The following is a 12,288-nucleotide window of genomic DNA, read 5'->3' as shown; positions in this document are numbered from 1 at the left end:
TGATGAGCCGTCTGCTGGCACCCTGCGCCTTGGCGCTGAGCCTCGCCGCCTGCTCGCCCGGGAATGACACCCAGGCGGGCAAGACCCTGAACATCGCGTTTTTTGGCGACAACACCACCCTGGTCAGCGTCGACCCGTTCCAGGTGTATTGGCTGGAGCACCGCGTGCTGTTGCGCAATGTCGCCGAGTCTTTGACCGACCAGGACCCGGAGACCGGCAAGATCATCCCCTGGCTGGCCAAACGCTGGGAAGTCAGTGACGACGCGCTGACCTATACCTTCCACCTGCGTGAGGACGTCACCTTCAGCAATGGCGAGCGCTTCGATGCCAAGGCGATAAAAACCGCGTTCGACAGCGACAAAGCGCTGGCCACCGAGCTACCCGCCACCTTCGGCGCCACCTACCTGGCAGGTTACGACCATGCCGAAGTGGTCGATGACTTCACCGTCAAGCTGGTGCTGTCCAAGCCCAACGCGGGCTTCCTGCAAGCCACTTCCACCACCAACCTGGCGATCCTCGCGCCCGCCTCCTACGCACTGACGGTGAAAGAGCGTTCCCTGGGCAAGATCATCGGCACCGGGCCGTTCGTATTGGCCAGCTACACGCCGGAAGTCGGCGCACATTTGACCAAGCGCAAGGGCTACGCCTGGGCTTCGGCCAATATGAAAAACCAGGGCGAAGCGCACCTGGACGCGGTAGACATCAGCTACATCCCCGAGGAAAGCGTGCGCAACGGCCTGTTCCTGCAAGGCAAGGCCGACATCCTGTGGCCGCGCAACCCGTTCTCCGAAGTTGACCTGAAGCTGTTTCAGTCCAAGGGCGCGACGATCCAGAGCCGTTCGTTGCCGGGGCCGGCGCTGAATCTGTATCCCAACACCCGTGGTGAACGCATCCTGGCTGACCAGCAAGTACGCCTGGCAGTGCAGAAGTCCCTCGACCGCAAGAGCTACGCGAGCACCGTCTATAACGCCGAATTCCCGGTGGTCGACGGCATCTTCGATGTAACCACGCCGTACTTCAAAAGCCAGGGCAACAAACTGGCCTATGACCCAGCCGGTGCCGAACGCCTGCTGGATCAAGCCGGCTGGGCCAAGGGCGTGGATGGCTACCGGCAGAAAAACGGCAAGCGCCTGACGCTGAGCTACAACATCACGCCGGCCGAAACCGCCGGGGATGTGCTGATCCAGGATCAACTGCGCAAGGTCGGTGTCGAGTTGAAACTCAGCGTGGTGACCCGTGCCGAATGGGTCGCCAACAACTCCGCCGGCAACTACGACCTGACCATCAACTACATGACCCGCGCTGACCCGATCATCCTGCAAACCATCCTCGATCCGCGCAGCGCCAACAGCTCCACCGTGGCCACCAATACCTATGAACCCGCCGCACTGGAAAAGGCCAAGGGCTTGTTCGATGCCGGTATCACGGCGACCCAAGGCCAGCAGCGCGCCGCAGCCTATGGTGCCCTGCAGGATCTGCTGATCGATGAAAGCTCGGCGTTCCCGGTGTATGAGCGCGTGTGGCAGGCGGCGACCTCGCCCAAGGTGAAAAACTTCCGCTGGACCGCCGAGGGCTTCGCGCTGCTGGGTGATATCGAGATCGGCACACCATGAGCCGTTACCTGATCGGTCGGGTCGGACAAGCCTTACTGGTGCTATGGGGCGCCTACAGCATCACGTATTTCATCCTTTATCTGCTGCCGGGTGACACCTTGTCGATCATGCTCAGTGCGTCGGGTATGGAAGCCGACTCGCTGTCGGTGGAAGACCTGGCCAAGGCGCGGGCCTATTACGGCCTGGACAAGGGTGTGTTCGAGCAGTATTTCGACTTGCTGCTGGGGGCACTGCGGGGGGATTTCGGGCAGTCACTTTCATTGAACCGTCCGGTCGCGGAGCTGCTGGCCGAACGCTTGCCACAAACCCTATCCCTGGCAGGCCTGGCCATTGTGTTGTCACTGCTCGGCGGAATCGGACTGGCCTACCTGACTGCCTACCTTCGTTGGCAACCGTTGAAAAAAGCACTGGCACGCCTGCCGTCGCTGGGCTTTTCAGTGCCAGTGTTCTGGATGGGGCTGTTGCTGATCCAGGTATTTGCGTTCGGCCTGGGCTGGTTCCCCGCAACCGGCAGCAAGGGTGTTGAAAGCCTGGTGTTGCCGGCAGTCACCCTGGCGATTCCCAGTGCGGCGGTTTACGCCCAGGTATTGCAACGCAGTTTCCAGGGCGTCTGGAAAGAGTCCTACATCACCACCGCCTACGCCAAAGGCCTCAGCCGGGGTCAGGTGCAGGCGCGCCATGGGTTCAAGAACGCCGCGCTGCCGATCCTGACCTTGATCGGCTTGCAGGTCGGCAATACGGTGTCCGGCGCAGTGCTGGTGGAGACCATCTTTGCGCGCTCAGGCATTGGTCGTCTGGCCCAGGAAGCCGTGCTGCGCCAGGACATTCCAGTGGTGCTGGCGATCGTTTCGGTGTCGGCGGCGGCCTTTGTACTGGTGAACCTGCTGGTCGATCTGCTTTACCCCTGGTTCGACCCGCGCATCTCCCACACGCCAAAGGTGTCCTAGACCATGACCATGCTCGAGCGGAACCTGGGCCGCAAAGCCATCCCCGCCAGCCCTGGACTGTGGCGCCGCCGCAACCGCCTGCAACGCGTGACGGCGACGCTGTTGCCCCTGTTGCGGCGACCGGGGTTCAGCCTGGCGCTGCTGGTCGTGGTGTTTTCATTGGTGGCGGCCATGGCACCGCACCTGTTGAGCAGTTTCGACCCCTACGCCACGTCGCCCGTCGACAAGCTGCGTGCACCGAACTTGATCCACTGGTTTGGCACCGATGAGCTGGGACGCGACCTCTATACCCGCGTGGTGTATGGCTCAAGCCTCTCGGTGCTGGCGGCGTTTCTCGCCGTGGGCATCGCCCTGTTGGGCGGCCTGGGCCTGGGCATTCTGTCGGGCTTTGCCGGTGGCCGCGTTGACGCAGTGATCATGCGCTTTGTCGATGTGCTGCTGGCCCTGCCCGGCCTGTTGCTGGCCCTGGCGATTGTCACGGCCATCGGCTTCGGCACGGTACCCGTGGCGATTGCCGTGGGCATCGGCATTATTCCGGGGTTTGCCCGTACTACCCGCGCCGAAGTGCTGCGGGTCAAGACGTTGCCCTATGTGGAGGCCGCGCGTCTGGGCGGCGCGAGTTGGGGGCGAACCCTGCTGCGGCACATCCTGCCCAATGCCTGGGGGCCGGTGGCGGTGCTGGCGACCCTGGACTTTGGCGCCGCCATCCTCGCCACCGCGGGCCTGAGTTTTCTCGGTTTTGGCGCCGCGCCGCCCGCAGCAGAATGGGGCACGTTGATCGCCAACGGCCGGCACTTTTTGATCACCGCGCCTTGGGTGTCGCTATTGCCCGGCCTGTTCCTGGTGGCCGTGGTGTTTAGCCTCAACCATATTGCCCGCACCTTCGAGGAAACCCAGCGATGAATGCTTTAGTGGATATTCGCCAACTCAGTGTCCGTTATCGGCACGGCAACACGGCGGTCAATCGCTTGTCCCTGAGCATCGCCCAGGGCGAGACCGTAGCGATTGTCGGCGAGTCCGGCTCCGGCAAATCGACCCTGGCCAACGCCATCCTGGGGCTATTGCCGGACAGTGCGCAGATCACCGCCGGCCAACTGTGGGTAGACGGCCACGACCTGACCCACGCCAGTGAACGCCAAAAGCGTGCCTTGCGCGGCCGCACCCTCGGCCTGGTGCCCCAGGACCCGATGGTCAGCCTCAACCCCACGCTGCGCGTGGGCCAGCAAATCGCCGAGGCACTGATCCTGGCCAAGGGCAAACGCTACCCCGCTGTCGATGCAGACATTGTCGAGCTGCTGCAACAGGTCGGCATCGACAAGCCCGTGCTACGCGCCCGCCAGTATCCCCATGAACTGTCCGGAGGCATGCGCCAGCGCGTACTGATCGCCATTGCCTTGGCCGGCAACCCGCGCCTGATCATCGCCGACGAGCCCACCAGCGCCCTCGACGTCACCGTGCAGCGCAAGATCCTCGACCATCTGCAACGCCTGGTCAGCGAGCGCGGGATTTCGCTGTTGATCATCACCCACGACCTGGGCGTGGCCACCGACCGTGCCGACCGCATCCTGGTGATGCAACAAGGCGAGTTGGTCGAGCAAGGGCCGCCGGGGCAGATCCTCAATGCACCGCAACATGACTACACCCGTGCGTTGATTGCCGCCGCTCCAGCGTTCGCCAAGCGGCGCGAACCGTTGATTCGAATCGATCCGATGGAAGAACCGATCCTGAGCCTGAAAAACGTCGGCAAGACCTTTGCCCTGCCCAGGGTCAAGGGTGAAGACAACACGTTCGTGGCGTTGCAAAACCTGAATGTCGAGGTGTACCCCGGCCAGACACTGGCGATTGTCGGTGAGTCCGGCTCAGGCAAGAGCACCGCGCTGCGCATCGCCCTGGGCCTGGAAAAACCGAGCACGGGCCAAGTCTGGTTCGCACAACAGGACGTCACAAACCTGAGCTGGCGCGACTTCCGCCCGCTGCGCCAGCGCCTGCAACTGGTGCAACAAAACCCATTTGCCGCGCTGGACCCGCGTTTCACGGTGTTCGATAGCATCGTCGAGCCGTTGGTGTCGTTCGGGCTGCTCAAGGGGCCCGCGCTGGAACAGGCTGCGCGCGAGTTGATTTCCCGCGTACACCTGCCAGTCAGCTACCTGGACCGCCTGCCACGCGAATTGTCCGGCGGCCAATGCCAACGCGTCGCCATTGCCCGGGCCCTGGCGTTGAAGCCGGACCTGTTGTTGCTGGACGAGCCGGTCAGCGCGCTCGATGTATCGGTGCAAGCGCACATTCTTGACCTGCTGGAAGAGTTGCAACGGGAGATGGGCATTGCCTATGTGCTGGTGTCCCATGACCTGTCGGTGGTGGCCAACTTTGCCCATGAGGTGCTGGTGTTGCGCAATGGCAAGGTAGTCGAACAAGGCAGCGTGGAGCGGATCTTCAACCACCCCGCCAGCGAATACACCCGTGAACTGATTGCTGCAATCCCTGGCCGACACGTCGCCACAAGGGCGGCATAATCAAGACGTGCTCGCGAGAACACCGGCGAGCGCGCGAGTTCCTTGCGGCCCTTGCAACAGTCCTTTGTCATCAAGCCTATTGATAGCCCCCTAACGAAACCCCCATGCTAGAGGGCTAATCTCGCGCTTATATCATTCCGAATGATAGTTACCTTTGCTTCATTCGATTCGTGACATAGCACATCGCCGCGCATGATCCGCCCATCTCAAATACATTGGCGGATGCACCTCATGGAACAGTCACTCAAACATTTGCGCTTCCCCCTGGCGATTTTGGCCGTGGTGGTGATGAGCGCGTGCGGCAAGACCCCGGACCAAGCGGCCGCCATGCCCGCTGCCAAAGTCAGCGTGGCCAAGGTGCTGGAGCAACCGGTCAACGAGTGGGATGAGTTCACCGGTCGTCTGGAAGCCCCGGAAACCGTGCAGATCCGTCCGCGCGTGTCCGGCCAGATTGACCAGGTCGCGTTCATCGAAGGCGCTTTGGTCAAGAAAGGCGACCTGCTGTTCCAGATAGACCCGCGTCCGTTCCAGGCTGAAGTGCGTCGCCTTGAGGCCCAGTTGCAACAAACCCGCGCCGCGGCCACCCGCAGTGATAACGAAGCTCAACGCGGCGAACGCCTGCGCCAGAGCAATGCGATTTCCGCCGAACTGGCTGACTCGCGCACCACCGCCGCCCAGGAAGCCCGCGCCGCTGTCGCAGGGATCCAGGCGCAGTTGGACCTGGCCAAGCTGAACCTGAGCTTCACCCGCGTCACGTCGCCGATCAGTGGGCGTGTCAGCCGTGCCGAAATCACCGCCGGCAACCTGGTGACCGCTGATATCACCGCGCTGACCAGCGTGGTCTCCACCGACAAGGTCTACGCCTACTTCGACGCCGATGAGCGTGTGTTCCTCAAGTACACCGAACTGGCTCGCCAAGGCCGTCGCGGTGCGACCACTCCGGTGTACCTGGGCCTGTCCAACGAAACCGGCAACCCGCACCTGGGCCAGATGAACTTCGTCGACAACCAGGTCAACCCGGCCACCGGCACCATCCGGGGTCGTGCCGTGTTCGACAACAGCAAGGGCGAATACACCCCTGGCTTGTACGCCCGCCTGAAGCTGGTCGGCAGCGGCACCTACTCCGCCGTGTTGATCAACGACGAAGCCGTCGGCACCGACCTCGGCAAGAAGTTCGTACTGGTGATGGAAGGCGACAAGCCGGCGTATCGCTCGGTGGAACTGGGGCCGAAAATCGAAGGTTTGCGCATCGTGCGCAGCGGCCTCAATAAAGAAGACACCATCATCGTCAAGGGCCTGCAACGCGTGCGCCCAGGATCGCCGGTCGCTCCGGAAACCATTCCGATGGCCAGCAAGGAAACCCTCGCCGCCTTGGCCCAACAACGACAAGCGCTTGAAGCCAGCAACCTGGAACAAGTAACGCCGGATAAAGCCGCGCCGAAACTTGCCAGCGCTGCGACTCCACGCGGTTAAGGGATACGACTCAAGATGAATTTTTCCAAGTTCTTCATTTCGCGGCCGATCTTCGCAGCAGTGCTTTCGCTGCTGATCCTGATCGCTGGTGCGATCTCGCTGTTCCAACTGCCGATCAGCGAATACCCGGAAGTGGTGCCGCCGACCGTCGTGGTCCGTGCCAACTTCCCGGGCGCCAACCCCAAAGTCATCGGTGAAACCGTGGCCGCGCCTCTGGAGCAGGCCATCACCGGCGTCGAGAACATGCTGTACATGTCCTCGCAGTCGACCGCCGACGGCAAGCTGACCCTGACCATCACCTTCGCCCTGGGCACCGACCTGGACAACGCGCAGGTGCAAGTGCAAAACCGCGTGACCCGGACTCAGCCGAAACTGCCTGAGGAAGTGACGCGCATCGGTATCACCGTGGACAAGGCCTCCCCCGACCTGACCATGGTGGTGCACTTGACCTCCCCGGATCAGCGCTACGACATGCTCTACCTGTCCAACTACGCCTTGCTCAACGTGAAGGATGAGCTGGCGCGTCTGGGCGGTGTGGGCGACGTGCAACTGTTCGGCATGGGCGACTACTCCCTGCGTGTGTGGCTGGACCCGAACAAGACCGCTTCGCGCAACCTGACGGCCACTGACGTGGTGACGGCAATCCGTGAGCAGAACCGTCAAGTCGCTGCCGGTGCGCTGGGTGCGCAACCTGCACCGAGCGCCACCGCGTTCCAGTTGTCGGTGAACACCCAAGGTCGCCTGGTAACCGAGGAAGAGTTCGAGAACATCATCATCCGCTCCGGCGAAAACGGTGAAATCACCCGCCTGAGAGACATTGCACGCGTAGAACTGGGCTCCAACCAGTACGCCCTGCGTTCGCTGCTCAACAATCAGCCAGCCGTGGCGATCCCGATCTTCCAGCGTCCAGGTTCCAACGCGATTCAGATCTCCAACGAAGTACGCGACAAGATGGAAGAGCTGAAAAAGGACTTCCCGCAAGGGATGGACTACAGCATCGTCTATGACCCGACCATCTTCGTGCGCGGCTCCATCGAAGCGGTGGTGCATACCCTGTTCGAAGCGCTGATCCTGGTTGTGTTGGTGGTGATCCTGTTCCTGCAAACCTGGCGCGCCTCGATCATTCCGTTGGTGGCGGTGCCGGTATCCTTGATCGGTACGTTTGCGGTAATGCACCTGTTTGGCTTCTCGCTCAATGCGCTGTCCTTGTTCGGCCTGGTACTGGCGATCGGTATCGTGGTGGACGACGCCATCGTGGTGGTGGAGAACGTCGAGCGGAACATCGAGCTGGGATTGGAACCGTTCCCGGCCACTGAAAAAGCCATGAGCGAAGTGACCGGCCCGATCATCGCCACCGCCTTGGTGCTGTGTGCGGTATTCGTTCCAGCGGCGTTCATCAGCGGCTTGACCGGGCAGTTCTATAAGCAGTTCGCCTTGACCATTGCGATCTCGACGGTGATCTCGGCCTTCAACTCGCTGACCCTGTCCCCGGCCCTGGCGGCCGTCTTGCTCAAGAGCCACAACGCGCCGAAGGATGGTTTCTCCAAGTTCCTCGACAAGTTGCTGGGCGGCTGGTTGTTCAAACCGTTCAACCGCTTCTTTGACAAGGCCAGCCATGGCTATGTCGGCACCGTACGCCGCGTGATCCGTGGCAGTGGTATCGCGCTGTTCCTGTACGCCGGCCTGATGGTCCTGACCTGGCTGGGCTTTGCCCACACGCCGACCGGTTTCGTACCGGCCCAGGACAAGCAATACCTGGTGGCCTTCGCCCAATTGCCGGACGCCGCAAGCCTGGACCGCACCGAAGACGTGATCAAGCGCATGTCCGACATCGCGCTGAAACAGCCGGGCGTGGAAAGCGCTGTTGCCTTCCCAGGCCTGTCGATCAACGGTTTCACCAACAGCCCGAACAGCGGCATCGTGTTCGTGACCCTGAAACCGTTCGACGAGCGTAAAGACCCGAGCATGTCTGCCGGTGCGATTGCCGGTGCACTGAACGGCAAGTACAGCAGCATCCAGGAAGCCTACATGGCGATCTTCCCGCCGCCGCCGGTACAGGGCCTGGGAACGATTGGTGGTTTCCGCCTGCAGATCGAAGACCGTGGCAACCTGGGTTACGACGAGCTGTACAAAGAAGTGCAGAACGTCATCACCAAGAGCCACAACGTGCCGGAACTGTTCGGCCTGTTCACCAGCTACACGGTCAACGTGCCCCAGGTCGATGCCGCCATCGACCGTGAAAAGGCCAAGACCCACGGCGTGGCGATCAGCGACATCTTCGACACCCTGCAGATCTACCTGGGCTCGTTGTATGCCAACGACTTCAACCGCTTTGGCCGGACCTACCAAGTCAACGTGCAGGCTGAGCAGCAGTTCCGCCTGGATGAAGACCAGATCGGCCAGCTGAAAGTGCGCAACAACAAAGGCGAGATGATCCCGCTGGCGACCTTCATCAAGGTCAGCGACACCTCCGGCCCAGACCGCGTGATGCACTACAACGGCTTCATCACCGCAGAAATCAACGGCAACGCTGCACCGGGCTACAGCTCGGGCCAGGCAGAAGCTGCGATCGAGAAACTGCTGAAAGAAGAACTGCCCAACGGCATGACCTACGAGTGGACCGACCTGACCTATCAGCAAATCCTCTCGGGCAACACCGCACTGTTCGTGTTCCCGCTCTGCGTACTGCTGGCGTTCCTGGTACTGGCGGCCCAATACGAAAGCTGGAGCCTGCCATTGGCGGTGATCCTGATCGTACCGATGACCCTGCTGTCGGCGATTACCGGGGTGATTATCTCGGGCGGCGACAACAACATCTTCACCCAGATCGGCTTGATCGTACTGGTGGGCCTGGCGTGTAAGAACGCGATCCTTATCGTCGAGTTCGCCAAGGACAAACAGGCAGAAGGTCTCGACCCGCTCGCCGCGGTACTGGAAGCCTGCCGCCTGCGTCTGCGGCCGATCCTGATGACCTCGTTCGCCTTCATCATGGGTGTGGTGCCACTGGTGTTGTCCAGCGGTGCCGGTGCCGAGATGCGTCATGCCATGGGTGTGGCGGTGTTCTCCGGGATGATCGGTGTGACCTTCTTCGGTCTGTTGCTGACGCCAGTGTTCTACGTACTGATCCGTCGCTATGTGGAGCGCCAAGAGGCACGCAAAGCGGCCAAGGCCTTGAAGCTGGAGACACAGCAATGAGTGTGAAAGTATTCCTGCCGAGCTTGCTGGTACTGGCGCTGAGCGCCTGTGCCGTGGGCCCGGACTACAAAGCCCAGACCCCGGAGGCGGCCAACATCACGGCCGCTGCCGATGCCAAGCAGTATGACCACGCCAAGTTCGAAGGCATCTGGTGGCAGCAGTTCGAAGACCCGACCCTCAACCAATTGGTGACCCAGTCGCTGCAAGGTAACCGGGATCTACGCGTCGCCTTTGCCCGCCTGCGAGCGGCCCGTGCGATCCGCGATGACGCCAGCAATGACGCCATGCCGACCATCACCAGCCGCGTCAGCAGTGACCAGGGCAAAGGCCAGATCCCGGGCCAGACCACCCGCCGCGTCAAGACCGAGCGTTACGACCTCGGCCTGGACATGGCTTGGGAACTGGACCTGTTCGGTCGCATCCAGCGCAATCTGGAAGCCACCGACGCCGACCAGCAGGCCGCCGAGGCTGACTTGTACCAACTGCAAGTCACCATGATCGCCGAACTGGTGGACGCCTACGGCCAACTGCGTGGTGCGCAACTGCGTGAACGCATTGCCCTGGACAACCTGAAGAACCAGCAGGAATCGCGCACCATCACGGTCAGCCTGCGGGATGCCGGTGTGGGCGACCAACTCGACGTGGAGCGTGCCGACGCACGCCTCGCGGCAGTCGAAGCCAGCGTGCCGCAACTGCAGGCCGAACAAGTGCGCGAGCGTAACCGCATCGCCACCCTCCTCGGCCAGCGTCCGGACAAGCTGACCGTCGACCTGGGCCCGAAAGACCTGCCGGCGATTGCCAAGGCGTTGCCGATCGGTGATCCAGGGCAACTGCTGCAACGTCGCCCGGACATCCTCAGCGCTGAACGCAAACTGGCCGCTGCCACCGCGCGTATCGGCGTGGCCAAGGCCGACTTGTTCCCACGGGTCAGCCTCAGCGGCTTCCTTGGCTTTACCGCCGGGCGTGGTTCGCAGATCGGCTCGTCGGCCGCGAATGCCTGGGCCCTGGGCCCAAGCATCACCTGGGCAGCCTTCGACCTGGGCAGCGTGCGCGCCCGTTTGCGCGGCGCCGATGCCGAGGCAGATGGCGCCCTGGCGACCTACGAGCAACAAGTGTTGTTGGCCCTGGAAGAGTCCGAGAACGCCTTCAGCGACTACGGCAAGCGCCAGCAACGTTTGGTTTCGCTGATCCGCCAAAGCGAATCCAGCCGTGCCGCCGCCGACCTGGCCGCGATCCGCTACCGCGAAGGTACCGTGGACTTCCTGGTATTGCTCGACGCGCAACGTGAGCGTCTGGCCGCCGAAGACTCCCAGGCCCAGGCCGAAGTGGACTTGTATCGCGGCATCGTCGCGATCTACAAGGCGTTGGGTGGTGGCTGGCAGCCGGATACGGTGGTCGCCAGCGCCAAGTGATGTAAAGAGCTCCTTTGGTTGGTCGCATCCAGCCAATTTTTTGCCCCGTGGTCCATTCGGTCACGGGGCTTTTTTTGGCTCGTGATTAACCCGCCTCACCCAGGATAAGACTGCGGTAATGCCCTGGATTCGACCCACTCCACTTACGAAACGCCTTATAAAACGAACTCGTATCAGCGAACCCCAACCGCGCCGCAATCTCGGCAAAGCTGATCTGTGGTTCCGCCAGCCACACAATCGCCAATTCCTTACGCACACTGTCCTTGAGCCCCTGATAGGTCTGCCCTTCTTCCGCCAGACGACGCCGCAAGGTTGAGGCCGAAATGCACAGGCTGACCGCCAGGCCTTCGGTTTCCGGCCAAGTATCGGGGGGGAGCAGGCGCAGGTCGTGCTTGATGCGGGTGGCGAGGCTGTCGGGGTCGCGGTATTTGACCAGGATATTGGCCGGTGCATGGGCCAGGAAACGCTTGAGTTCTTCCGGGGTGCGCTTGATCGGCAGGTCCAGGCAGTCGGCGGAGAAGATCATGCGCGTGCGGGGACGGTCGAAACGCAGGTTGTCGGAGAACATCACCTGGTAGTCGTCGCAGAAGTCCGGCTTTGCACAGCGCAGTTCAATCGCCAGGATTGGAATCCGTCGCCCAGCCAGCCAACAGGCCACGCCGTGCACAATCATCCAATAGGTAAAGTAGGTGAAGGCCCGATTGGGTTCGGTGTCGGGCTCAATCAGCACGATCTCCGCCAGGCTTTGTTGACGCACCAATTCAGCGGGCAGTCGCTCCAGCATCAGTGACAGGAACCCCAGCCCGGCCTCCAGGGCGGTGGCAAGCGTTGGCTGCGCCATTGCAGCGCGGCAGAGAAACGCCAGGCTGCCGGACCTGAGTTTGCGCGGGTCCATGCCGAAGAACTCATCGTCGGTGCACCGTGCCAGGAGGCGCCACAGCCGTGCATAGGTGGTGGCCGAAACCCGCGCGGCAGATTCGGCCAGCCACTGCGGGTCAATCCCGGCTTTGTGCAGCACTTCGGCGCTCGCCGCCCCCGGCGCGCAGCTTTGCAGCAAGGCTTCACGCACAAGATGAATGGAGATGGTGTCTTTTTCCGACATGGGTGACCGGGTATCCAACTGCCCAAAGAATGG

General features: G+C 62.1%; 8 protein-coding genes. 7 read left to right on the top strand and 1 reads right to left on the bottom strand.

Annotated features, from left to right (window positions below; all coding sequences use genetic code 11):
* Positions 1-2 precede the first annotated feature (2 nt).
* The 7 genes from HX793_RS09445 to HX793_RS09415 all read left to right on the top strand — a co-directional run bounded on the left by HX793_RS09445 (position 3) and on the right by HX793_RS09415 (position 11,153).
* Positions 3-1,613 (top strand): ABC transporter substrate-binding protein, encoded by a 1,611-nt coding sequence (locus HX793_RS09445; protein ID WP_177096368.1) that lies wholly within the window; start codon positions 3-5, stop codon positions 1,611-1,613.
* A complete protein-coding gene (locus tag HX793_RS09440) occupies positions 1,610-2,560 on the top strand; it encodes an ABC transporter permease (RefSeq protein WP_016979917.1) in 951 nt (316 codons plus the stop codon). The genes HX793_RS09445 and HX793_RS09440 overlap by 4 nt, the downstream gene beginning before the upstream one ends.
* Positions 2,561-2,563: 3 nt before the next feature.
* Complete coding sequence (locus tag HX793_RS09435) at positions 2,564-3,463, top strand: ABC transporter permease (protein ID WP_177049383.1); 900 nt, start codon at positions 2,564-2,566, stop codon at positions 3,461-3,463.
* Positions 3,460-5,073 carry a dipeptide ABC transporter ATP-binding protein gene (locus tag HX793_RS09430; protein WP_177096324.1) on the top strand — a complete coding sequence of 538 codons (1,614 nt, stop codon included), beginning with the start codon at positions 3,460-3,462 and terminating at the stop codon, positions 5,071-5,073. Before HX793_RS09435 ends, HX793_RS09430 begins: the two co-directional genes overlap by 4 nt.
* A gap of 231 nt (positions 5,074-5,304) precedes the next feature.
* Positions 5,305-6,546, top strand: a complete 1,242-nt coding sequence (mexE, locus tag HX793_RS09425) for a multidrug efflux RND transporter periplasmic adaptor subunit MexE (protein WP_177096326.1) — start codon at positions 5,305-5,307, stop codon at positions 6,544-6,546.
* A 15-nt stretch (positions 6,547-6,561) separates the two neighbouring features.
* On the top strand, positions 6,562-9,741 hold the full coding sequence (locus tag HX793_RS09420) for an efflux RND transporter permease subunit (protein WP_016979912.1): 3,180 nt from the start codon (positions 6,562-6,564) through the stop codon (positions 9,739-9,741).
* Positions 9,738-11,153: an efflux transporter outer membrane subunit gene (locus HX793_RS09415; RefSeq protein ID WP_177096328.1), complete on the top strand. Its 1,416-nt coding sequence runs from the start codon at positions 9,738-9,740 to the stop codon at positions 11,151-11,153. Before HX793_RS09420 ends, HX793_RS09415 begins: the two co-directional genes overlap by 4 nt.
* Positions 11,154-11,238: 85 nt before the next feature.
* Here HX793_RS09415 and HX793_RS09410 read toward each other — a convergent pair whose 3' ends face one another.
* Complete coding sequence (locus HX793_RS09410) at positions 11,239-12,255, bottom strand: AraC family transcriptional regulator (protein ID WP_177059064.1); 1,017 nt, start codon at positions 12,253-12,255, stop codon at positions 11,239-11,241.
* Positions 12,256-12,288 lie beyond the last annotated feature (33 nt).

It is taken from the genome of Pseudomonas reactans, assembly GCF_013387025.1.
In the GTDB taxonomy this organism is placed as follows: Bacteria; Pseudomonadota; Gammaproteobacteria; order Pseudomonadales; family Pseudomonadaceae; genus Aquipseudomonas; species Aquipseudomonas reactans.
The sequence above is the reverse complement of the archived record's forward strand: the minus strand, read 5'-3'. Positions and strand labels throughout refer to the sequence as shown.

Coding starts and splice junctions, on each gene's coding strand:
- HX793_RS09410 (WP_177059064.1), bottom strand. CDS start 12,255: ATGTCGGAAAAAGACACCATCTCCATTCATCTTGTGCGTGAAGCCTTG.
- HX793_RS09435 (WP_177049383.1), top strand. CDS start 2,564: ATGACCATGCTCGAGCGGAACCTGGGCCGCAAAGCCATCCCCGCCAGC.
- HX793_RS09420 (WP_016979912.1), top strand. CDS start 6,562: ATGAATTTTTCCAAGTTCTTCATTTCGCGGCCGATCTTCGCAGCAGTG.
- HX793_RS09445 (WP_177096368.1), top strand. CDS start 3: ATGAGCCGTCTGCTGGCACCCTGCGCCTTGGCGCTGAGCCTCGCCGCC.
- mexE (WP_177096326.1), top strand. CDS start 5,305: ATGGAACAGTCACTCAAACATTTGCGCTTCCCCCTGGCGATTTTGGCC.
- HX793_RS09440 (WP_016979917.1), top strand. CDS start 1,610: ATGAGCCGTTACCTGATCGGTCGGGTCGGACAAGCCTTACTGGTGCTA.
- HX793_RS09430 (WP_177096324.1), top strand. CDS start 3,460: ATGAATGCTTTAGTGGATATTCGCCAACTCAGTGTCCGTTATCGGCAC.
- HX793_RS09415 (WP_177096328.1), top strand. CDS start 9,738: ATGAGTGTGAAAGTATTCCTGCCGAGCTTGCTGGTACTGGCGCTGAGC.